At 68.1% G+C, this 21,519-nt stretch carries 21 protein-coding genes and 2 pseudogenes; 4 read left to right on the top strand and 19 right to left on the bottom strand.

Going from position 1 to position 21,519, the window contains the following annotated elements:
* The first annotated feature begins 5 nt into the window (after positions 1 to 5).
* Positions 6 to 1,214: an MFS transporter gene (locus BQ8008_RS01865; RefSeq protein ID WP_108832563.1), complete on the top strand. Its 1,209-nt coding sequence runs from the start codon at positions 6 to 8 to the stop codon at positions 1,212 to 1,214.
* Positions 1,207 to 2,919, top strand: coding sequence for an ABC-ATPase domain-containing protein (locus tag BQ8008_RS01860; protein WP_108832562.1), 1,713 nt, complete (start codon positions 1,207 to 1,209; stop codon positions 2,917 to 2,919). The genes BQ8008_RS01865 and BQ8008_RS01860 overlap by 8 nt, the downstream gene beginning before the upstream one ends.
* A 257-nt stretch (positions 2,920 to 3,176) precedes the next feature.
* On the opposite strand, the pseudogene BQ8008_RS01855 reads toward BQ8008_RS01860, so the two are convergent.
* Both BQ8008_RS01855 and BQ8008_RS01850 read right to left on the bottom strand, forming a co-directional pair.
* Positions 3,177 to 3,962 (bottom strand): annotated as a pseudogene (locus tag BQ8008_RS01855) (IS3 family transposase); the annotation flags it as partial.
* A 40-nt stretch (positions 3,963 to 4,002) separates the two neighbouring features.
* Positions 4,003 to 4,287 carry a transposase gene (locus tag BQ8008_RS01850; protein ID WP_108832560.1) on the bottom strand — a complete coding sequence of 95 codons (285 nt, stop codon included), beginning with the start codon at positions 4,285 to 4,287 and terminating at the stop codon, positions 4,003 to 4,005.
* Between the two features lie 337 nt (positions 4,288 to 4,624).
* On the opposite strand from BQ8008_RS01850, the gene BQ8008_RS01845 reads away from it, so the two are divergent.
* A complete protein-coding gene (locus tag BQ8008_RS01845; RefSeq protein ID WP_108832559.1) occupies positions 4,625 to 5,149 on the top strand; it encodes a mycothiol transferase in 525 nt (174 codons plus the stop codon).
* 197 nt (positions 5,150 to 5,346) lie between these two features.
* On the opposite strand, the gene BQ8008_RS01840 is transcribed toward BQ8008_RS01845, so the two are convergent.
* From BQ8008_RS01840 to BQ8008_RS01770, 15 genes are all read right to left on the bottom strand, one after another.
* Positions 5,347 to 6,582: an N-acetylglucosamine-6-phosphate deacetylase gene (locus tag BQ8008_RS01840; RefSeq protein WP_199908005.1), complete on the bottom strand. Its 1,236-nt coding sequence runs from the start codon at positions 6,580 to 6,582 to the stop codon at positions 5,347 to 5,349.
* Positions 6,583 to 6,691: 109 nt separating this feature from the next.
* Complete coding sequence (locus tag BQ8008_RS01835; protein WP_442778231.1) at positions 6,692 to 7,906, bottom strand: DNA glycosylase AlkZ-like family protein; 1,215 nt, start codon at positions 7,904 to 7,906, stop codon at positions 6,692 to 6,694.
* A gap of 55 nt (positions 7,907 to 7,961) precedes the next feature.
* Positions 7,962 to 8,657 carry an endonuclease NucS gene (gene nucS, locus BQ8008_RS01830; protein WP_108832556.1) on the bottom strand — a complete coding sequence of 232 codons (696 nt, stop codon included), beginning with the start codon at positions 8,655 to 8,657 and terminating at the stop codon, positions 7,962 to 7,964.
* Positions 8,658 to 9,139: 482 nt separating this feature from the next.
* Positions 9,140 to 9,556, bottom strand: coding sequence for a DUF2550 family protein (locus BQ8008_RS01825; protein WP_108832555.1), 417 nt, complete (start codon positions 9,554 to 9,556; stop codon positions 9,140 to 9,142).
* Positions 9,557 to 9,559: 3 nt separating this feature from the next.
* The gene (locus BQ8008_RS01820; RefSeq protein WP_108832554.1) at positions 9,560 to 9,826 is read right to left on the bottom strand and encodes a F0F1 ATP synthase subunit epsilon; all 267 of its coding nucleotides are present in this window, start codon (positions 9,824 to 9,826) and stop codon (positions 9,560 to 9,562) included.
* A gap of 50 nt (positions 9,827 to 9,876) precedes the next feature.
* Positions 9,877 to 11,313 carry a F0F1 ATP synthase subunit beta gene (gene atpD, locus BQ8008_RS01815; protein ID WP_108832553.1) on the bottom strand — a complete coding sequence of 479 codons (1,437 nt, stop codon included), beginning with the start codon at positions 11,311 to 11,313 and terminating at the stop codon, positions 9,877 to 9,879.
* A 93-nt stretch (positions 11,314 to 11,406) separates the two neighbouring features.
* Positions 11,407 to 12,351 carry a F0F1 ATP synthase subunit gamma gene (locus BQ8008_RS01810; RefSeq protein ID WP_108832552.1) on the bottom strand — a complete coding sequence of 315 codons (945 nt, stop codon included), beginning with the start codon at positions 12,349 to 12,351 and terminating at the stop codon, positions 11,407 to 11,409.
* A 1-nt stretch (position 12,352) separates the two neighbouring features.
* Positions 12,353 to 13,984, bottom strand: coding sequence for a F0F1 ATP synthase subunit alpha (gene atpA / locus BQ8008_RS01805; protein ID WP_108832551.1), 1,632 nt, complete (start codon positions 13,982 to 13,984; stop codon positions 12,353 to 12,355).
* A gap of 119 nt (positions 13,985 to 14,103) precedes the next feature.
* Positions 14,104 to 14,919 carry a F0F1 ATP synthase subunit delta gene (locus BQ8008_RS01800; protein WP_108832550.1) on the bottom strand — a complete coding sequence of 272 codons (816 nt, stop codon included), beginning with the start codon at positions 14,917 to 14,919 and terminating at the stop codon, positions 14,104 to 14,106.
* On the bottom strand, positions 14,916 to 15,521 hold the full coding sequence (locus BQ8008_RS01795; protein ID WP_108832549.1) for a F0F1 ATP synthase subunit B: 606 nt from the start codon (positions 15,519 to 15,521) through the stop codon (positions 14,916 to 14,918). Before BQ8008_RS01795 ends, BQ8008_RS01800 begins: the two co-directional genes overlap by 4 nt.
* Positions 15,521 to 15,730 (bottom strand): ATP synthase F0 subunit C, encoded by a 210-nt coding sequence (gene atpE, locus BQ8008_RS01790; RefSeq protein ID WP_108832548.1) that lies wholly within the window; start codon positions 15,728 to 15,730, stop codon positions 15,521 to 15,523. The genes BQ8008_RS01795 and atpE overlap by 1 nt, the downstream gene beginning before the upstream one ends.
* A gap of 77 nt (positions 15,731 to 15,807) precedes the next feature.
* The gene (gene atpB / locus BQ8008_RS01785) at positions 15,808 to 16,677 is read right to left on the bottom strand and encodes a F0F1 ATP synthase subunit A (RefSeq protein ID WP_199907916.1); all 870 of its coding nucleotides are present in this window, start codon (positions 16,675 to 16,677) and stop codon (positions 15,808 to 15,810) included.
* 208 nt (positions 16,678 to 16,885) lie between these two features.
* Positions 16,886 to 17,347 carry a pseudouridine synthase gene (locus BQ8008_RS01780; protein WP_108832547.1) on the bottom strand — a complete coding sequence of 154 codons (462 nt, stop codon included), beginning with the start codon at positions 17,345 to 17,347 and terminating at the stop codon, positions 16,886 to 16,888.
* Positions 17,344 to 18,594 carry an MraY family glycosyltransferase gene (locus BQ8008_RS01775; protein ID WP_108832546.1) on the bottom strand — a complete coding sequence of 417 codons (1,251 nt, stop codon included), beginning with the start codon at positions 18,592 to 18,594 and terminating at the stop codon, positions 17,344 to 17,346. Before BQ8008_RS01775 ends, BQ8008_RS01780 begins: the two co-directional genes overlap by 4 nt.
* A complete protein-coding gene (locus tag BQ8008_RS01770) occupies positions 18,591 to 19,205 on the bottom strand; it encodes an L-threonylcarbamoyladenylate synthase (RefSeq protein ID WP_325048142.1) in 615 nt (204 codons plus the stop codon). The genes BQ8008_RS01775 and BQ8008_RS01770 overlap by 4 nt, the downstream gene beginning before the upstream one ends.
* On the opposite strand from BQ8008_RS01770, the pseudogene BQ8008_RS14070 reads away from it, so the two are divergent.
* Positions 19,206 to 19,283 (top strand): annotated as a pseudogene (locus BQ8008_RS14070) (L-threonylcarbamoyladenylate synthase); the annotation flags it as partial.
* Positions 19,284 to 19,445: 162 nt separating this feature from the next.
* On the opposite strand, the gene BQ8008_RS01765 reads toward BQ8008_RS14070, so the two are convergent.
* Together BQ8008_RS01765 and BQ8008_RS01760 are read right to left on the bottom strand one after the other, a co-directional pair.
* Positions 19,446 to 20,159 carry a response regulator gene (locus BQ8008_RS01765; protein ID WP_199907915.1) on the bottom strand — a complete coding sequence of 238 codons (714 nt, stop codon included), beginning with the start codon at positions 20,157 to 20,159 and terminating at the stop codon, positions 19,446 to 19,448.
* A 125-nt stretch (positions 20,160 to 20,284) separates the two neighbouring features.
* Positions 20,285 to 21,487, bottom strand: coding sequence for an ATP-binding protein (locus BQ8008_RS01760; protein ID WP_108832545.1), 1,203 nt, complete (start codon positions 21,485 to 21,487; stop codon positions 20,285 to 20,287).
* Positions 21,488 to 21,519 lie beyond the last annotated feature (32 nt).

Below are 21,519 nucleotides of genomic sequence, written 5' to 3'. Positions count from 1 at the left end.
TCTCAATGACTACCACCCCTACCTCTCGCGCAGCGAGTGCGACTCCAGCTCGCGCCACCGCTGTGGCCGGAGCCATTCTCTTCACTGACATGCTTCTCCAGGGACTCGCCATCCCGGTGCTGCCACTGTTACCCGCAGTCGTCGAACAAGGTGAAGCCGCAACCGGTATCCTCTTCGCTTCGTATGCGGTGGCCATGGTGGTTGCCACGCTCTTCGCCGGACGTCTCGTCGATCGCCGCGGTCCAAAGGGTCTGCTCGTGACCGGCCTGATCGTTCTAGCGATTGCAACCCTACTGTTTGCCACCGGCGGTCCCTATTGGCTCCTCTTAGTCGCCCGCTTCGTCCAGGGGATAGCTGGCGGCGTCGCATGGGTCGCGGCCTTGTCACTCATCGCAGCCACAACAGGATTTGATAAACGTGGTCAGATGATGGGTATCGCAATGTCCACCGTGACCCTAGGCGTACTTGTCGGTCCGCCGTTGGCTGGTTTCCTCGTTGACGCGTTTGGGCCGGCCTCGCCATTCTTGGTGGCAACGGTCGTCGCCATCGTTGATCTCATCCTGCTAGTGGCCTTCATTCCAGGGTCGCCCCGACAAACCGATGACACAGCTGGGCCCTTCACCGTGCTTCGGGTACCGGGATCTGCCTCCATCGTTGCCGCGATCGCGATCGGGGCCGCGGTCCTCGCTGCGGTGCAACCAGTACTTCCCGGCCACCTGGGAGCACAGGCGACGAGCACTACGATCGGCGTGCTCTTCGGCGTCTCCGCGCTCGTGAGTATCATCGCGAACCCAATCGTGGGCAGATTCGTCGCCTCAGTATCGCCTCGACTGCTTATCGGCATCGGTATCGTGGCCGTCGTTACCGCACTGCTTGTTCTCGGCTGGTCGACCAGCATCTGGCAGGTCGCTGTCGGCATGGGCATTCTAGGCCTGTCGTCGGCAATGTTGCTCGCCCCGGCCACCACACTCATCAGCGAACAAGGATTCCGATCGACCCCTCCGACACTCGGCGGCTCATTCGCGCTCTACAACCTCGCATACGCAGCAGGTCTGACTATCGGACCGCTAATGACCGGGTTTGGAGTCCAGAAGACCGGATTCATCACCGCGATGGTAATCGCTGCTGTCGTGCTTTCAATACTTGGCGGCGTAGCCCTTATTAGGCTGCCCAGCCTCCAGAACATCGCTATCCCCGAGGACAGTCATGCCTAATCGCAGGACCCTCGAGCGTACCCTCACCCAAATCGACGGGCGGGGGTATGCCTCGTACAAACAGCTCATAGGCACCTACCAGCTCGGCACCATCCAACTAGCCATTGACCACGTTCAGGTCGATCCCTACGCTCCACCATCACGTATGCGAGTTATCCTCGACCCTAACACAGCAAAGCTTCCTGCTGACCTGACCAATGACGTGACCGGACGGCGAGCGGTCGCCGACTTCCTCACACGCCGGTTCTCCGAGATCGCCCACCATGTGCTGCCATCCCCCTCCGGAACTGGCAATAGTGGGTTAGTCAGCATCGGCCAGCCAGGCCAGGAAATCCTCGAACGCACCAGCGTCGTCATCGCCTCAGACCGTATCGAAGCACGCATCGATGTTGGACTGCCTGCATCGGGACGCAGAGCCCGTGGCCTTAAAGCCTCGAAGCTCCTGACCTCTCTCTTGCCGAAGGTTACCGAGGCGTCGCTCGTGTTCGCGAATCTCGACCAGCGCGCTCTTCGAGAGCACGTGGTCCTGCACCGAGATCAAGAATGGCTGCGATCCCAGCTGTCTCCCAGGGGTCTAGTCGCCTTTGTTGGCGATGGTGCAATCCTGCCTCGTCGTTCTGGAGACTCGGACCTCCCCCTGTCCGACAAAGTTGCAGTTCCTTTCAGCAGCCCGGATAGTCTGCGCGTCAACTTTCAACTGCCCAGTGGAAAACGGATTGCAGGGATGGGCATCCCTGAAGGCGTGACTATCATCGTTGGAGGTGGCTACCACGGCAAGTCGACTCTTCTCCGCGCGATCGAACGCGGCGTCTATCCTCATGTCGCCGGCGACGGCCGGGAATGGGTTATCAGCCGCGCCGATGCAGTCAGCATCAGAGCCGAGGACGGCCGTGCCGTCACCGGCGTCAATATTTCACCATTTATCTCGAACCTTCCCTCTGGTATCGATACTCGGTCCTTCAGCACCACAAATGCCAGCGGTTCGACCTCTCAAGCTACGAACCTAGTCGAGGCCATCGATGCTGGTGCGTCGACACTGTTAATCGACGAGGACACATCAGCAACGAACTTTATGATCCGAGACGAACCTATGCGCACCATGATCCCAGCGGACAGGGAGCCCATTACGCCGTTCGTGGACCGTGTCCAGCCGATATTCACCGAGCTTGGAGTCTCGACAATCCTCGTGGCCGGGGGTTCTGGAGCGTTTTTCAGCGCCGCTGATCGGATCATCTCGCTCGACCACTACGTAGCGCACGACGTCACGAACGAGGCACGCAAGATCGCCCCAGAGGCCTGGGAGGCTGGAAGGAATTCCAGTTCTCCAGTATTCTCCTACGATTGGGCCTCCCGGGTCCCGACTCCGAACTCCCTAGTGCGAGAGGTGAACCAGAAGCCAGCAAAATCGAGAGGTACGACAATCCTATTCGCGGGTGAGACGATCAACCTCAGCGCTGTGTCCCAGCTCGTCGACCCAGCACAGAATCAGGCCATCGCCCGAGCCCTCGACAGGATCACGGCACTCGCCGACGGTCGGATGTCCATCAGAGATCTGATACTCGCAGTTGAGGGCCGCATCGACACAGATGGGCTCGACTGGTTGTCACCGTTCAACGGACACCCAGGTCATTTGGCAAGGCCTCGACATTACGAGTTACACGCTGCTCTCAATCGGTTGCGTGGACTGTGCCTTACAGGAACATAATTAGGCCTGCTCACACAGAGGTGGATGTTGAGTTGCTGAAGACGGTTGACCGTCAACGGTTGGTCGCCATCCAAGACGAGCTCGATTTCGGTGATGGGCGGCCTGTTCAGGTCGCTTTGCCGATCACTTCCAGCAGCGCCAAACGCTTGTGGAACGCCTTGGTTGGACTGCCAGGTGTTTTTCGGACAGTGCTTGTTTGTGTTTCAGGCTGCCTTCGTTAAGTCCAGGAAATCGCGTTCGACCTCGTTCGGGGCGCGCTATCCCAGGGCTGAGTGAAGGCGAACATGATTGCATGTCAGCTCGATCCACGAGGCAATATCCTTGATCGCCTTATCCTTCGTGGGATACACCATTCGGTGGACCCTTTCATTCTTGAGCGTGGCATTGAACGACTCCGCCCACGCATTGTCCCAGCACACCCCCGCACGCCCCACCGAGGGACGAATGCCATAGGACCTGAGATGGTCCAGGAATCTTTGAGACATGTACTGACTACCTCGGTCCGAATGAAAGATCGTCACGCCCCTGTCAATCGGGCATCTCCTGACCGCCATGTCAATGGCCTGGCACACCAGGGAGGTACGCATGCGGTCGGCCATCGCATAACCCACGACCTTCTTGGTACAGCAGTCCAGAACGGTCGCAAGATAGATAAACCCAGCCCACGTCCTGACATAGGTGATATCCCCACACAGCTTCTTGCCGGGCTCATCTGCAGTGAAGTCCCGTTTGAACAGGTCCGGCCGCTCATCCAGGTCCTGGGCCGGCACGGTGGTTCGGACTTTCGCCCGTGGCTGCGCAGCCTGTAGCCCCAGGTCACGCATGATGAACCGAATCGTGGCCCCGTCGGCCCGCACACCGCGCCGCTCCAGAATCACCTGGATTCGCCGATACCCGTAGGTACCATCGGAGTCCCCAAAAACGTCCTTAATCAGGATGGCCAGCTCCTCCCGCCTGACGGCCGTCTGCGACTGGGGCCGGTCGCGCCAAGAGTAGTACCCTGATTTTGATACCCTGGACCACCGGCAAATCAAGGAGATGGGTAGGAGCCTTCTTCGCGGTTGATCAGCTCGTAGCGCTCGGTCACGGTCGTTCCTTGGCGAAGAAGGCGGCTGCTTTTTTCAGGAACTCATTCTCCTGACGCAGCTCACGGACCTCCGCTCTCAGTTTCGCTATCTCAGTCGACTCGGAGGCCTTCTTGCAGTCCTGGTCGGTGGCGTGCTCCTTCTTGTATCTTGCGACCCAGTTACCTACCGTTTGGGCAACAAGGTCGTATGAGGCGGCCACTGACGCTATCGTGCGTTCCTTCTCGACGACTTCACGCACGACCTGCGCCTTGAACTCCTCCGAGTATTTCGCTGCTGGCATGGGATCTATCCCATCGACTCAAGGGAAGAAAAACTCCCCCAGTCCGAGAAACACCACGCACCCCAGACATCAGGCACGAACACGCCCGCCAAGGACGGGCATCACAGACACAGGACACCGAGAACACCAAGAAGAAGACAAACCCAAAAACCACCCAAAGACCAACAAAACCCCAACCAACCATCCACCTTCACCTTACATCCCACAACCTCAACCCACACAAGACGAACAAACAACACGACACAACACACCATCCCCGTACCCGGAGCCGGGCGACAGCACATAAGTCCCGTGAAACACCGGCCGCAGGCCCGGATCTGACGCGTAGCCTGACATCATGACGACTCTTGAGATGCTCATTGACGTCCTGTCCCGGTCCCGCGAGCGCTTCGACCGCGCCTTCGACGGCGTCACGCTGGAGCAGGCCAACACCCGGCCCGCCCCGGACCTGGCGCCCCGCATCGACTCCCTGACCTGGCTGGCCTGGCACACCGCTCGTGAGCTCGACATCCAGGTCGCGCCCCTGGCGGGCGTCGAGCCCGTCTGGGTCACCGGCGGCCACCGGGAACGCTTCGCCCTGCCCCTGCCCGACGACACCGAGGACTGGCACCACACGCCCGAGCAGGCCGCCCAGGTCGTCGTCGGCGATCTCAGCATCCTTTTCGCCTACCTGGATGACGCCTACGCCCTGGTGTACAGCTACCTGCGTTCCCTCACGCCGGAGTCGCTCGACGACGTCGTCGACGAGTCCTGGGACCCGCCCGTCACCCGGGGCGTGCGCTTGGCCTCGGTGATCGACGACTCCGCCCAGCACTCCGGACAGGCCGTCTACACCCGCCGCCTCCTGGGCCTGCCGGGCTAGCCGCCCGCATCACTTCATCCGGCCGACCGGCGCGCACGGCTCAGCCGCCGCAACACAAAACGTTCGCCCCGACCTGGAGGTCCAGGTCGGAGCGAACGCCTCCCACATGACAAGAGTCTGCTGGGGCCCGTGCGGGCCGGTGGTGCGGGAGGATCAAAGGCGCAGGAGGATCAGACCGAGGTTCTGGGCCGCGGTCCTCAGGCGGCGGGCCCCACCACCTCACCGCGGCGCAGCACGGTGACGGGCCGCAGGTCCGCGTCGGTGACGACGACGTCACCCCACAGCCCCGCCCGCAGTGCTCCCACGGATGGGTCGCCGAGGATCCGCGCGCCCTGGACGCTGGCGGCGTAGACGGCGTCGACCAGGTCGACTCCCCCGTGCCAGGTGGTGCGCACGACGTCGATGAGGTGGGCGGTTCCCCCGGCGATCGCGCCGCCCTCGGTGAGGCGGGCGACGCCGTCGGCCACGGTGACCGGCTGGGAGCCGAGCACGTAGTCACCGTCGGCCATGCCGGCCGCGGCCATGGCGTCGGTGACCAGGACGACGTTGTCGCGCCCCAGGGTCTCGAACATGTCCAGGACGATGGCGGGGTTCAGGTGCACGCCGTCGCCGATCATCTCCAGGACGCACTCGCCGCGCTGGGCGGCCGCCAGGAACTCGGGCACGGGCCCGGGCTTGCGGTGGTGCATGGGACGCATGCCGTTGAACAGGTGGGTGGCGGTCGAACGCGGGGCACGAACCGCCTTCCCGGCCTCGAGGCGCTCGGCGATGCGGGTGGCGGCGTCGGCCAGGGCGGCGCGCACGGGGGCGGCCTCGGAGTCGGTGTGTCCGAAGGAGGGTAGCGCCCCTCCCTCGATGAGGGCCGCGTTGACGCCGTCATCGCCGGTGATGCCGGGCTTCTCCGGGGCGATCGTCATGGTGACGACGTGCCCGCCGCCGAGCTCGATGAGCTCACGGGTCAGGGCGGCGTCGGGATCGATGATGTAGGTGGGGTCCTGGGCGCCGCAGCGCTCGACCGAGACGAAGGGCCCCTCGAAGTGGATGCCGGCGAGCTCGCCGTCCTCGCACAGCCCGGCCAGGACCCGGGTGCGCGCGCGCAGGACGTCGGGAGCGGCCGTCACGCAGGAGGCCACGAGTGAGGTGGTGCCGAAGCGGCGGTGCTCGAGCACGGAGACCATCGCCTGCTCGGCGGTCTCAGCGTTGGGGAAGGACTCACCGCCGCCGCCGTGGCAGTGGACGTCCACCAGTCCCGGCAGGAGGTAGCCTCCCTCGGGTGCGGCCTGCGCCTGCTCGACGACGTCTCCGAAGCCAGCTCTGGTGACCTGGTCAGCCGCTCCGACCCACGCGATGTGGGCTCCGGACAGGACTACCGCCCCGTCATCGATGATGTGGTCGGGGGTGACGACGCGCCCCCGCAGTGCGCGGACCTGCATGGCTTCGTTGCTCATGAGTCGGATTCTGTCACCACTCCAGACATCAGACAACCTCCTTCGGGGCGTCTTCTCCCCCACACTGCGCAGGTGGGATCCGGCTCCGCTCCACTCACCCGGCCAGGCGCTGCTCCATGCGAGACACGACCCGGATGACGTCGCGCTCCACGCGGGCCGACGGCGCCGCCCCGCCCTTCCACAACAGGCCCTCGCCGACCGGCCGCACGGCGACGAGTCGGCCGCGGTCCACCAGGATCGGGCGGAACATGCCGTTGCTCGCCGGGCAGATGAGGCGCTCGCCGGCGTCGTCGGTCAGGCAGGAGCGGTCCTTGTAGCCCACGTGCAGCTCGTCGAAGGAGCCCAGGAAGTGCGTGGCCTGCGCGGCGGCGCGGTGGGCGGACAGGAGATCGGGCAGGTCGGCACGCATGTAGAGCAGGCCTGCCTTCGGGGCCGACTCGCCGGGGCCGAGCACGCGCAGGCTGCCGCGCGCCCCGGCCTCGGCGACCGCCCGCACGAGCGGGAGGCGGCTCCCGGCCAGCTCCCCGGCGCCATCGGGCGAGGCGGCGTCCTGCTCCTCCCCCAGCTCGACGGCGTCCTCCAGGGCGCGGGCGGCCTGCGTCTTGGGCAGCGTGGTCCAGCGAGCCAGGTCCTCGGCGCTGACCGGACCGTGGCCGGCCGCGTAGCGGTAGGCGATGTGCGCGCACGCGGCACGGTGGCCCGCCCCGCCGTGGGCGACGCCTGCGCCGGCGGGCCCGGAGTCGGCGTCGGGCAGGGTACGCGCGTCCACGACGAGGTGCTCGTTGCCGGCCCGCGGCCCCTGAACGAGGATTCCCTCGCGCTGGAGTCGCACGAGGAGGTGACGACGCCGGTAGGAGGAAACGTCCTCGCCGCGGAAGGCCTCCATGAGGCCGGCCTCCTGCCAGGCCGCCAGGAGCACAGCGCGCGTCAGCGGGCCCTGGTCACCGATGAGGTCCAGGGCCACCTCGGCGGCGCGCTCGCACAGGGCGGTATCGACGCCGTAGTCCGCCTCGCTGCGCCGGACCCAGGCGTCCGTGCGGTGCATGAGGACGGCCCGCAGCCAGTGGTGGTCGGCGGCGGTGGTGATGTGGACGGTGCCGCGCATGGGCCAGGAGCGCACCAGGTCGCCTCGCGCGAAGGCGGCATCGACGTCGGACGGGGTGGCGTCCGGGGCGCGCACGAGCAGGGCGTGCGGGACGGCGGAGACCTGCTGGCCCTGGATGGCGAGCCGGCGGGACACTGCCGTGACGGCGTCGGGCGCTGCGGTGGCCGGGACGAGGCCCTGGGAGATGATGCGGGCCAGGCTCACCTCGCGCGGCAGCGGCGCGGAGGACTCGCGGGCAGCAGCGGGCACGGCTCTCCCCTCAGAACAGGCGGGAGGTCGGGTCGTCCATGCCGCGCATGGCATCGTAGTCGAGGGTGACGCAGCGGATGCCGCGGTCCTCGGCCAGGACGCGGGCCTGGGGCTTGATCGTCTGGGCGGCGAAGACGCCCTGGACGGGGGCCAGCAGCGGGTCGCGGTCCAGGAGCTCGAGGTAGCGGGTGAGCTGCTCGACGCCGTCGATCCCGCCGACGCGCTTGATCTCCACGGCCACGGAGCGGCCCTCGGCGTCCTTGGCCATGATGTCGACCGGGCCGATGGCGGTGGGAAACTCGCGGCGCACCAGGCGGTAGCCGGTGCCCAGGACCTCGATCTGCTCGGCCAGGAGCTCCTGGAGGTGGGCCTCGACGCCGTCCTTGGTGAGCCCTGGGTCCACCCCCAGCTCGTGGCTGACGTCGGAGATGGTCTCAAAGACGCGGATGACGAGGCGGTCGTCGGTCTTGGCGGCGCTCACCTCCCAGACCTCGCGCACGCCGTCGGCGGCGGCCTCCTCGTCGGGCTCGGTGACCGCGAGGCGGGCCGGGGCGCTCATCCAGTTCAGGGGCTTGTAGGAGCCGCCGTCGGAGTGGACGAGGACCGAGCCGTCGGCCTTGAGCATGAGCACGCGGGTGGCCCGGGGCAGGTGGGCGTCCAGGCGGCCGGAGTAGTCGACGGAGCAGGAGGCAATGACGAGGCGCACCCATCCACCCTAGCGGGGCCGGGCCCAGGGCGGCGCGACGCCGGGGCCGGCACGCCTGAGCATCGCGTCACCCGCCCGCGGTTTCTCCGCCATCCGGGCACGGTACCCGCGCCAGATCAGGGCCTGTTTCTCAGGCGTGATCCGGGGGCGACCGGGTGACGACGCTGCCGAGGCTCGTGAAACCGGGGCGACCGCCGCCGTGTGCGTCGTCGAGGACGTACTTCTGCCGTGAGGACTGCGATTCGTTGTCAACGACTGGGTTCTGGACGTCGTCGTCTTTGAGAAAACGCAGTCCCCAAGCGGAAAGTACGTCGTCGACCCGGCTCAGGCGCAAACCGACTCAGCGCAACCCAACTCAGGAACACCCCGGCCCAGGAGCGGCCCGCAAGAACGTCTCATGCCCGCCCGGCCCCGGAAGGAACCCCGTCCCGGACTCGAGTGAGTCAGCAGAGGTCGGCACAAGTCATCGGCGGGGTCAGGTCTCAGTAGAGGCGGGGCTGTTCGGGCGACGCGGACTCCACCCAGGCGACCAGCGCCGAGTGGGACTCCTCCATCATCGCCAGGTCGAAGCTGTCGGGGGCGGCGGTGGCGTCCACGCAGTGGACCTCAACGACGCGTCCCTGCTCGCGGCGCCGCCTGGCCGCGGAGAGCTCCAGGTCCAGGCGCCTCCACACCCGTGAGGGCCGCGTGGACAGGGACATCAGCCGGTACCACTCCAGGGAGTCGAGGCGGAAGGAGGCGACCCCGCTCAGCCAGCGCTGCGCCCCGGGCGGCCGCATGGCGCACTCGAAGGAGCCGACCTGTCCGGCCAGGTAGCGCAGGCGCACCAGGAACCCGCCTGTCAGCAGCACGAGGGCGATGGCGACGATCGCCACGATCATCCACACGTGCTGCCCCATGTCTCAGACCTCCGCGTCCTGCTTCACATGGTCGGCGGCGATCGTGATGGCGTCGTGGTCCACGGAACAGAACCCGCCGGACACCTCGATCCTGTGCATCTCACCGTCGACGGAACTCAGGCGCACCGGCCCTGTTCCCAGGACCGCCACGAGGGGCTGACGGCCCGGCAGGACACCCAGCTCCCCGTTGATCAGGGGCACGGAGACCTGCGTCGCCTCACCGGTCCAGGCCTCGCCCGCCGGCGAGACCACCTCAACATGTAAGGCCATGTCCCCTCCTTTCCTGCTTCCTGCACCCGGCTCTACCCGGATCCTACGTCTCAGTCCTTGAGCTCGGCGGCGCGACGCTCCAGATCCTCAATGCCACCGATGTTGAAGAAGGCCTGCTCCGGCAGGTCATCGTAATCGCCGTCGCAGATGCGGCGGAACGCCTCGATGGTCTCCGACAGCGGCACGGTGGAGCCGGGCACGCCGGTGAACTTCTCCGCCATGTAGGTGTTCTGTGACAGGAACTGCTCGATACGGCGGGCGCGGGCGACCGTCACCTTGTCCTCCTCGCCGAGCTCATCGACGCCGAGGATCGCGATGATGTCCTGGAGCTCCTTGTTCTTCTGGAGGATGGACTTCACGCGCGTGGCGACGTCGTAGTGCTCCTGGCCCACGTAGCCGGGGGCCAGCAGGCGCGAGGTGGAGGTCAGCGGGTCCACGGCCGGGTAGATGCCGCGCGAGGCGATCTCACGGCTGAGCTCGGTGGTGGCGTCCAGGTGGGCGAAGGTCGTGGCCGGCGCCGGGTCGGTGTAGTCGTCGGCGGGCACGTAGATCGCCTGCAGGGAGGTGATGGAGTGGCCGCCGGCCGAGGTGATGCGCTCCTGGAGCTGGCCCATCTCGTCGGCCAGGTTGGGCTGGTAGCCCACGGCCGAGGGCATGCGGCCCAGCAGCGTGGAGACCTCGGAACCGGCCTGGGTGAAGCGGAAGATGTTGTCGATGAACAGCAGCACGTCCTGGTGCTGGACGTCGCGGAAGTACTCGGCCATCGTCAGGGCGGACAGGGCCACGCGCAGACGTGTGCCCGGCGGCTCGTCCATCTGGCCGAAGACCAGGGCGGTCTTGTCGAAGACGCCGGCCTCGTCCATCTCGACGATGAGGTCGTTGCCCTCGCGGGTACGCTCCCCCACCCCGGCGAACACGGAGACGCCGCCGTGGTTCTGGGCCACGCGCTGGATCATCTCCTGGATGAGGACGGTCTTGCCCACGCCTGCGCCGCCGAACAGGCCGATCTTGCCGCCCTGGACGTAGGGGGTGAGCAGGTCGATGACCTTGATGCCGGTCTCGAACATCTGCTCCTTGGACTCGAGCTGGTCGAAGGCCGGGGGCTGGCGGTGGATGGGCCAGCGCTCGGCGATCTCCAGCTGCTCGCCGGGGGCGAGGTTGAGGACGTCACCGGTGACGTTGAAGACGTGGCCCTTGGTCACGTCGCCCACGGGCACGGAGATCGGCGCGCCGGTGTCGCGCACCAGTGAGCCGCGCACGAGGCCGTCGGTGGGCTTGAGCGAGATCGTGCGCACGATGTTGTCACCCAGGTGCTGGGCGACCTCCAGGGTGATCTCGTGGGGCTCCTCGCCGGCACTGGTGGCCTGAACGGTCACCTTGAGGGCGTTGTACATCGCCGGGATCGCATCAGGCGGGAACTCGACGTCGACAACGGCGCCGATGATGCGGGTGATGCGTCCCGTCCCGGGGGTGGTGGTGTCAGCCATGTGCGTTCTTCCGTATCTTCCAGAGCTGAGAGGGGGTCCTGCTCGGTGAGGTGAGTCTGTGTGGGGTCTCGACGACGTCGGGGGCTTCTCGGTCTACTCGGCCCCCAGGGCGTCGGCACCCGAGACGATCTCGGAGATCTCCTGGGTGATGTCGCCCTGGCGCGCCGCGTTGGCCAGGCGGGTGTAGGTGATGATGAGGTCCTCGGCGTTGTCCGTGGCCGTGTGCATGGCCTGCTGACGGCTGGCCAGCTCGGAGGCGGCCGACTGCAGCAGGGCATTGCGGATGCGGGTGCCCATATAGCGGGTCAGGAGGGCGTCGAGCACCTCGGAGGGGCCGGGCTCGAACTCGTACAGGGGCATGGAGCTACCGTGCTTTTCCGCCAGCTCCTTCTCCAGGGCCTCGTTGCCGGCCTCGTCGAGCTCACCGGCCCCGGCGACATCGACCACTTTGAGCGGCAGCATCCGGCGCACCTCGGGGACCTGGGAGACCATCGAGACGTAGCGGGTGAAGACGATGTGGACCTCGGCCACGCCGCCGGCCTCGGCCGGCTGGAGGAAGTAGTCCAGGAGAGTGGTGGCGACCTCCTCGATGGCCTCGTCACTGGGACGGTCGGACTGCCCGGTCCAGGAGAACTCGATCGGCGTACCGCGGAAGCTGAAGTAGCTCTGGGCGCGCCGGCCGAAGGTGAAGATCACCGGCTCCTTGCCGTCCTTGACCAGCTCCTCAATGAGGCGGCCGGTCTCACGCAGGATGGTGGCCGAGTAGGCGCCGGCCATGCCACGATCGGAGGTGACCACGAGGATCGCCACGCGATTGGTGTCCTTGCGCTCCTGGGTAATGGGGTGCTCGAAGCGGGAGTAGGAGCCCAGGGCGGCCACCGCCTGGCTCAGGGCGTGGTCGTAGGGCGAGGCCTCCTGCGCGTTGCGGCGCGCCTGCCCGATCCGGGACGAGGCGATGAGCTCCATCGCCCGGAACACCTTCTGGAGGGTCTGGGTCGATCGAATGCGCTGCTTGTAGACGCGCTGGTTTCCTGCCACGTCAGCCCCTCTTGACCACGAGCTGCTCGGTGGTCCTCTCGGCGGTGGGCTCCTCCTCGGGCTCGGCGACCTGGGCACCCAGCATCTGCTCGCCGGAGGCGAAGGTGCGCCGGAAGGACTCGATGGCCTTGACCAGGGCGGCGTCGGTCTCGTCGCTCAGCTCCCCGGTGGACTCGATGGTATCCAGGATGTCGGTGTTGCGCCGCAGGTGGTCCAGGAAGGCCGCCTCGAAGGGGAGGACGTCGGCGACGTCGAGATCATCGAGGTAGCCCTTGGTGCCGGCCCAGACGCTGGCGACCTGCTCAGCCACTGGGTAGGGCGTGTGCTGGGGCTGCTTGAGCAGCTCCATGAGGCGCTCGCCGCGGGTCAGCTGGGCGCGGGTGGCGGCGTCCAGGTCGGAGGCGAACATGGCGAAGGCCTGCATGGAGCGGTACTGGGCCAGCGTGATCTTGAGGGTTCCGGCGACCTTCTTCATGGCCTTGACCTGAGCGGCGCCGCCCACGCGGGACACGGAGATGCCCACGTCGACGGCCGGGCGCTGGTCGGCGTTGAACAGGTCGGACTGGAGGAAGATCTGCCCGTCGGTGATCGAGATGACGTTGGTGGGGATGTAGGCCGAGACGTCGTTGGCCTTGGTCTCGATGATCGGCAGCCCGGTCATGGAGCCGGCACCCAGGTCGTCGCAGAGCTTGGAGCAGCGCTCCAGCAGGCGCGAGTGCAGGTAGAAGACGTCACCGGGGTAGGCCTCACGGCCCGGCGGGCGGCGCAGCAGCAGGGAGACGGCACGGTAGGCCTCGGCCTGCTTGGACAGGTCGTCGAAGACGATGAGGACGTGCTTGCCCTGGTACATCCAGTGCTGGCCGATGGCCGAGCCCGTGTAGGGCGACAGGTACTTGAAGCCGGCCGGGTCGGAGGCCGGGGAGGCCACGATGGTGGTGTACTCCAGGGCGCCGCGCTCCTCCAGGGTGGCGCGCACCGAGGCGATGGTGGAGCCCTTCTGACCGGTGGCCACGTAGATGCAGCGCACCTGCTTGTCCGGGTCGCCGGTCTCCCAGGCGGCCTTCTGGTTGAGGATCGTGTCCAGGGCGATGGCGGTCTTACCGGTCTGGCGGTCGCCGATGATGAGCTGGCGCTGGCCGCGGCCGATCGGGATCATCGAGTCGATGGCCTTGAGCCCGGTCTGAAGGGGCTCGTGGACGGACTTGCGGGACATGACGCCGGGGGCCTGGAGCTCCAGGGCGCGGCGACCCTCGGCGTCGATCTCGCCCAGGCCGTCGATGGGCCGGCCCAGCGGGTCGACGACGCGGCCCAGGTAGGCGTCGCCCACGGGCACGGAGAGGACCTCACCGGTACGGCGCACGACCTGGCCCTCGTCGATGCCGTCGAAGGAGCCCAGGACGACGACGCCGACCTTGCGCTCCTCGAGGTTCATGGCCAGGCCCGCGGTGCCGTCCTCGAAGGTGAGCAGCTCGTTGGCCATGACGCCGGGCAGGCCCTCGACGTGCGCGATGCCGTCAGCGGCGAAGACGACGTGCCCGACCTCCTCGGCCGCGACCTCGGCGGGCTTGTAGGACTCGGCGAACTCGTTCAGGGCCGAGCGGATCTCCTCGGGCCTGATGGTCAGCTCTGCCATCTCGTCTCCTTGCTGGTTGCGTTCTGGGGCCGGCGGCGCGAGGCGTGGGCGGCGTCGGCGGGGTGGGTGGTGAAGTTGTGGGGGCCGGTGCAGGAAGGCGGTGCTGGGCGCGTTGCCCGCTATCCGGCCAGGCGGGTGCGCAGCTCGGCGACGGCGCCGCGCACGGTGTGGTCCAGGACGTGGTTGCGGATCATGACGCGCGCCCCGCCAATGACCTCGGGGTCGACCTCGCAGTTGAGGTCGATGCTGGTGCCCAGTCGGCGCTCCAGGATGGTGCGCAGGCGCGACTCCTGGGCCGTGGTCATGGGGATGGCCGTGACGACGTCGGCGATGGTGCGGTGGCGCATGGCGGCGGCCAGTTCGACGACGCGGCGCAAGTTGCGCAGCGGCCCTCCCTCGGCGCGGTGACGCACGCACCAGCGCAGCAGGCTCATGGCCGGGGCACTGATGTGGACGCCGAAGACGGCCTCGGCCAGGCGGACGCGGGCCTCGGTACGGGTGCGGCGCGAAGGCGCCAAGGCCTCGCGCAGCTCGCGGTCGCCGGCGATCTGCTCGTGGACCTCGAAGAGCTGCTGCTCGATCTCACCGACCGCGCCGTCGGCGTGGGCGCCGGCGAGGATCGCCTCAATGCCCAGGTCGTGGAGGGCGGTGATGAGGTCGACCGGCTTGGACCAGCGGCCGCGGACCATGGCGCTGAGCAGGTCGACGACGCGCCCGTCCACGGTCCCCTCGAAGAGCCTGCGAGCCAGCACCGCCTTCTCCTCGGGCTCGCGGCCCGGGTCGGTCAAGGGGCCGGACAGCGAGTGGACGGCGACCTGGTGTGCCAGGGCAAGGATCTGGCGCCCCAGCTCCTGTCCCTCGACTCCCGCCGCCGCGAGAACCGGGCTCCAGGCCTGACTCACCGTCTCACGGGTGGCTCCGGTCCCGGTTCTCACGGCTTCTCCTCCGGGGTGGGCTCGGAGGCGGAACCGGTGGTCACCGGTGTGTCAACACCCTCGACCGGGGGCATGGCCTCGAGCTCGTCGAGGAATCGGTCGATGACGCGCTCGGACAGGGCGGTGTCCTTGAGCTGCTCGCCGACGATGCGCTCGGCCAAGGTGGAGGCGAGCATGCCGACATCGGTGCGAAGCGAGATCTGCGCGGCCTGCTTATCGGCCAGGATCTGGCGCTGAGCACCCTCCAGGATGCCGGCGGCCTCTGTCTGGGCTTCGGCACGGGCCTGGGAGATGATCTCCTTGGCCTCGCTCTGTGCGTTGTCGCGGATGCGGGCGGCCTCACGGCGAGCCTCATCCACGAGCCGGGCGGCGCGCTTCTCGGCGTCGGACTGGTCCTGCTCGGCCTTGTCGGCCAGGTCGAGGCCCTCCTGGATGCGCCGGGCGCGCTCGTCCAGGACGGCGTAGAGCCGGGGCAGAGCGAAGCGGCCCACCACCAGGAGGATGAGCAGGAGGACGACCGCCGCCCAGAAGATCTCATAGAGCGGGGGCAGGATGAAGGCTGTGCCTCCTCCCTGCCCGCCCTCGGCAGCCAGCGGAATCATCACTTGACGACGAGCGGCATGACGAAGCCGATGAGGGCCAGGGCCTCGACCATGCCCGCGCCGATGATCATGTTGGTGAACAGGCGTCCGGCCACCTCGGGCTGACGGGCGGTGGCCTCCTGGGTCTTGCCGACCAGCAGGCCGATGCCGACGCCCGGGCCGAGCGTGGCAAGGCCGTAGCCGACGTATGCGAGCGCGGTGAGGGACATATGTGGTTCCTTCTTTCTGGCGCCGGGTGGCGCGGGTGGGGTCGGTGGAAGAGTCGCGTGCGACGTATCAGCGATGTCTAGTGAGCCTCGATGGAGAGCTTGATGTAGACGGCGCTGAGGATAGTGAAGATGTAGGCCTGCAGGACCGCGACGAAGACCTCGAACAGGGTCACCATGATCATGGCCGCGCCGGTCAGGAGGCTGATCGTCGAGGAGGCCTGGAGGTGCAGGAGCAGGCTGGTGGTGCCGAAGAAGGTCATGGCGAGCAGCATGTGCCCGGAGACCATGTTGCACAGCAGACGCAGGGTGAGCGTCACCGGCCGCACGACGAAGTTCGAGAGGAACTCGATGGGGGTGATGAGCAGGTACATCACCTTGGGCAGGCCGGGCGGGAAGAGCTGGGAGGAGAGGAAGTGCCCGGCTCCCTGCTCCTTGATCCCGGCGCCGATGAAGGTGATGTAGGTCAGGGCCGCGAACACCATGGGGACGGCCACCACGGAGGAGGCGGCGATGTTGAGGCCCGGAATGATGCCCGAGAGGTTCATGGCGAGCACGCCCAGGAAGAGGGTGCCCAGCAGAGGGGCGAAGCGGCGGCCGTTCTTGTTGCCCAGGAGCATGAGGGCGACGTTGCTGCGCACGAAGTCGGCGATGATCTCCAGCAGCGCCTGGCCTCGCCCGGGAACGATCTTGATCCGACTGGCGACCACTCCCACCGTCAGGCACAGCAGCAGCCCCATGATGACGCGCACAAAGGTGAGCCGATTGAACTCCAGGAGCGTGCCCTGGCCGAAGAACGCCTCGGGAAAGAAGTCCCCGACACCGGGCGAGTGAGGGTGCTGAGTGAAGGCGGGTACAGCGGTCAGCGCGATGACGGCGACCAGGAGGACCAGGAGCACCCAGTACCACAGCGGTTTGACGAACGGCTCGGCGTCAGCCGCCCGCGGCACGGCGACGTCGTCGTCTGCCGTGCCGTTCTCGATGACGGTGTTGGTGGACAGGAGATCCTCCCGATGTCTCTCACGCTTCGATGTCTGCCCTGACAGGCATGTTAACTGCTGTTAATGCTAGCGCCTAAGACTGTTTCAACGAAGCGAACCGCATGGCTTCCCGCTGCCCCCGTGCTCACCGCACCCTGCGCACGACGCCTCACCCGAGTCAGGAGGCGTCAGTCGAGTCGTCCGTCATCGGCTCCACCGCAAGGATTCGTGCCTGTGACAGGACGGTCACCTCGGCGAGCATCCCCACCAGGATCACAGCGATGAGTGAGACTCCAATCACTCTGCTGTCGAGTCCCAGGGGCCGTCCGCCCAGGAGGACCACGGCCAAGACCACCACCTTCGCAAGGTATCCACAGACTATCCAGGCCACGAGGACCCCCATGCCGGAGCGGACCATGCGGTCCAAGAACCACCAGGTCGCTGCCAGCAGCACCGTCGTCGAGCCCGCTGCGGCCAGCAGCGTCCACATCGGACGGGCCACGGAGCCGCGGGAGCCGCCGATGAGGCACCACAGGGCCTCTCCGACCACCAGGACCACGGTGGCCACGGTGAGGATCCGGCGCAGGCGGGTGGAGGCCTCGTGCAGGGTGCGGGCGTTCGTGCGCGTCGCTTCACTCACTGGCGCGTCCCTTCAGACGGTCCGGACTGAGCCGGCACGGCGGTCCCGAGCGGCGCCTGCCCCTCGGCCGGGCGCGTCACCTCGCCGGTTCCCGAGACGTTGCGGGAGATGACGATCCGCTGCTCCTGGCGGTCCTGGCGCCGTCGCAGCGCCGAGCGCAGGCCGTGGCGCACCCCGGGCATGAGGTCGACGGTGACGACGAAGGCGAACAGGATCGCGATAGCTGCCCCCACCGTGACCCAGGGCAGGGGGAAGAAGGCCATGGCGGCCACGGGGAAGGAGGCGACGGCGGCCCACAGGTACATGACCAGGACGGCGCGGCGGTGGGAGTGCCCGGCCGCCAGGAGCCGGTGGTGCATGTGCATGCGGTCGGGGTGGGTGGGGCTGAGCCCCTTCCGTGCGCGGCGCACGATCGCCATGATCATGTCGGTCAGGGGCAGCAGGAGGACGGCCAGCGGCAGGAGGATCGGCATGAAGGCCGGCAGGGCACGCGAGCCGTCGAAGCTGCCGGGGTCGATCTGCCCGGTGACGATGATGGTGGAGGCGGCCGAGACCAGCCCCAGCTGCATCGCCCCGGAGTCGCCCATGAAGATGGTGGCCGGGTTGAAATTATGGGGCAGGAAGCCCAGGCACACGCCGATGAGCGCGGCCACGATCGTGGCGGCCAGGGAGCTGTAGGAGCCCGGGCTGGTGGCGCGGGTGAGGACGTAGGTGTACAGGAAGAAGGCGGTCGAGCCGATCCCGATGATGCCCGCCGCCAGCCCGTCGAGCCCGTCGACGAAGTTGACGGCGTTGATGGCGGCCACCACGACGATGACGGTGGAGATGAGGGACAGGCGCGAGGAGCCGATCGTCAGCCCCGCCACCGGGAAGGTGAGGAGCTGGACACCCTGCCAGGCCATGACGCCGGCGGCCAGGATCTGACCGGCGAGCTTGGTCATCCAGTCCAGCTCCCACAGGTCGTCGACGACACCGAGCAGGCACACCAACCCCGCCCCCAGGACCACGGCCCAGGCGCTGGAGTCGATGACGTCGGAGAGGTAGGGGATCTGGGAGGCCACGGCGACGGCGGAGAACAGGCCGAAGAACATGGCCACCCCGCCCAGGCGCGGAATGGGGGTGGAGTGGACGTCGCGGGCCCGCACGGGGGTGAGCGCGTTGCCCACTAAGGCGACGTGCCGGATGATCGGCACGGCCACGTAGGTGGTCACGGTGGCGATGGCCATGACCAGCAGGTAGACCCTCACGCGCCCGCCTCCGCTCCGTCTCCCGTTGCGTCTGCCGTCTGTTCGGACAGGTCGATGCCGGCCGCTCGCTCCAGGTCCGCGGGCGACAGGACCCCCTGGCGCAGGATGCGGGGGGCGCGGGCGTGCGCCCCGGCGAGCGAGACGATGGTGGAGGGGACGGGCCCTGGGGTGGCTCCGCCGTCGAGCAGCAGGATGTCTCCGGCCGAGATGCCGTCGGTGTCCTGGGCGGTCCTGAAACCCGCATCGATGGTCCGGACCCGTCCGGGGAAGGCGTCCCGGGCGGAGGCGGCGTCGGTCGCGGGCGGTGCGCCGGTGGGGTTGGCGGAGGTCACCGCCAGCGGGCCGCTGCGGCGCAGGAGGCCCAGGGCGAGCTCGTGGTCGGGCATGCGCACGGCAATGGTGCCGCGGGTCTCCCCCAGGTCCCAGGTCAGGGCCGCATCGGCATCGAGGATGAGGGTGAGCGGCCCCGGCCAGAAGGCCTCCATGAGGGCACGGGCGGTCTCCGGCACCTGGGCGACGACGCCGGTCAGGTCGGCAGGGTCGGCCACGAGCACCGGCGGGGGCATCTGGCGCCAGAAGGCCTCCATGAGGGCACGGGCGGTCTCCGGCACCTGGGCGACGACGCCGGGGCGGTCGAGCGGCTGCTGGCCGCCAAGGGGCGCGGACGCCAGATGCCCCCGCCGGTGCTCGCGAAGGGCTGCGGGGGTTGGCTCACGTCCCGCATCCTGCCACGGATCGGGCCGGCTGCGGGACAGTGAGACGGTGTGGGCCGGGCCGCGATGCCGGACAGTGACCCGCACCTGCCCATACTTGCCATACTTGCCCGCATCCGTCCCCGCCTCGTCATCGGGCTACACGATGCGGCGGGCCATGGCCCAGCGGGTGAGCTCGTTGCGGTTGGACAGCTGGAGCTTGCGCAGGACGGCGGAGACATGGGTCTCGACGGTCTTGACCGAGATGAACAGCTCGGAAGCGCACTCCTTGTAGGTGTAGCCGCGGGCGATGAGGCGCATGACCTCCCGCTCACGCACCGAGAGGCGGTCGAGCTCGCTATCGGCTACGGCCACCTCGCCCGCCCCGGCGCCGAAGGCGTCCAGGACGAAGCCTGCCAGGCGCGGGGAGAAGGCGGCGTCGCCGGCGGCCACGCGCCGCACGGCCTGGGCCAGGTCCTCCGTCGAGATGGCCTTGGTGACGTAGCCGCGAGCGCCGGCCCGGATGACGGCGACGACGTCGTCGCTGGCGTCGGAGACGCTCAGAGCCAGGAAGCGCGTCTCGGGGACGTCGTGGCAGGAGACGACGACCTCGGCCCCTCCCCCGCCATTGCCGCCGGGCAGGTGGACGTCGAGCAGGACGACGTCGGGCCGCAGTGCGTGGACGGCTGCGATGGCGCCCTCGACGTCGTCGGCCTCGGCGACGACGTCCAGGTCGGGGGCGTGAGCGGTCAGCTCGGAGCGCACCCCGGAGCGGACCAGGGCGTGGTCGTCGACGACCAGGACCCGCAGGGGCGCGGTCGCCGGGGCGGGCGGGCGGTTATCTGATGGGATGTCGGCGGGTGAATCAGCCATGGGTCTTCCTGCTGGTGACGTCGATGATGTGATGGGACTGCGAAGCAGCGAAAAGATGGGGGAAAGGACGGGGTGGGCCGTACAGGACAGGATGTGACGGAACCAACGATAGACGGGCGGCGGGATCAGGCGGGAAGCGACAGGGCCACCTCCGTGCCCGTGGCCATGCGGCGTACTCGGGCGCTGCCGCCGTGGCGCTCCATGCGGGCGATGATGGACTCGCGCACGCCGTGGCGGTCCTCGGCGATGGAGTCCAGATCGAATCCGGGGCCGCGGTCGCGTACGAACACCTCGAGACGCTGGTCACCGGCCTCGACGTAGAGGGAGACCGGCGGGGCGCCGTGGCGCACGGCGTTGGACAGGGCCTCGCGGGTGGCGGCGACGATGACCTCGGTGTCGCGGTCGGGGGCGCGGTCTCCGACGCAGACGACGTCGACGGCCACGCCGTGGCGGTCCTCGATCTCTCCGGCCAGGTCGGTGAAGGCGTCGGCCACGGAGGTGCCCGGTGCGGGGCGGTCGGTGTAGAGCCAGGCTCGCAGCTCGCGCTCCTGGGAACGGGCCAGGCGGGCGACCGTCTCGGGTTCGTCGGCGCGCTTGCGGATGAGGGTGAGGGTCTGGAGGACGGAGTCGTGCAGGTGGGCGGCGATGTCGGCGCGCTCGGCCTCGCGGATCTCAGCGGCTCGGGTATCGGCCAGGGCTCGGTTGGTCCGCAGCCACAGGGGCGCCAGGACCACGCCGATCCCCGCCACGAGCGCCCCTCCGGTGACAAGACCGGAGATGAGCTTGTACGGAGAGCTGTCCGCGGCCACCCACACCAGGATGCCGACGACGGCCAGGCACACCCCGCCCGCGACCCGCAGGATGGCGCCCAGATTGCGGTCCGGGCCGACGAGGTTGTCCATCTGGGACCAGGCCAGAGCCGCACCGGCGATGATGACGACGACGATTCCCACCGCGCCCACCCGGTCCAGCAGTCCGAAGCGCCATGCGGCCAGGAAGAGGGCCGCCAGGATGAGGGAGCCGCCGTCGATGACCGTCTGCGACAGGCCGGAGACGGAACCGCCGTCCTCGCTGCCCCTCGCTCCCTCAGCGCCTCCGCCGCCCCCGGGGCGGGTGGCCAGGCGGGCCCGGGAGAGCGGTGACGCGGACTCGGATCCTGTCGGAGAGCTCTCCCCGGGCAGCGTCGCCCACAGCAGGGCGTAGAGGAAGGCTCCCGCGCCGCCCCCGAGCGCGAGAACTGCCACCATCGCGCGGACGTAGCGCACGGGGATACCCAGGTGAAGGCCCAGTCCCGCGCAGACCCCGGCGATGCGGGCGGGCCTGCGCAGCCGGGCGGCCTCCTCGGACCTGCGGGGGCGGC

Origin of the sequence: Actinomyces sp. Marseille-P3109, from assembly GCF_900323545.1 — a bacterium.
Lineage (GTDB): Bacteria > Actinomycetota > Actinomycetes > Actinomycetales > Actinomycetaceae > Actinomyces.
The sequence above is the reverse complement of the archived record's forward strand: the minus strand, read 5'-3'. Positions and strand labels throughout refer to the sequence as shown.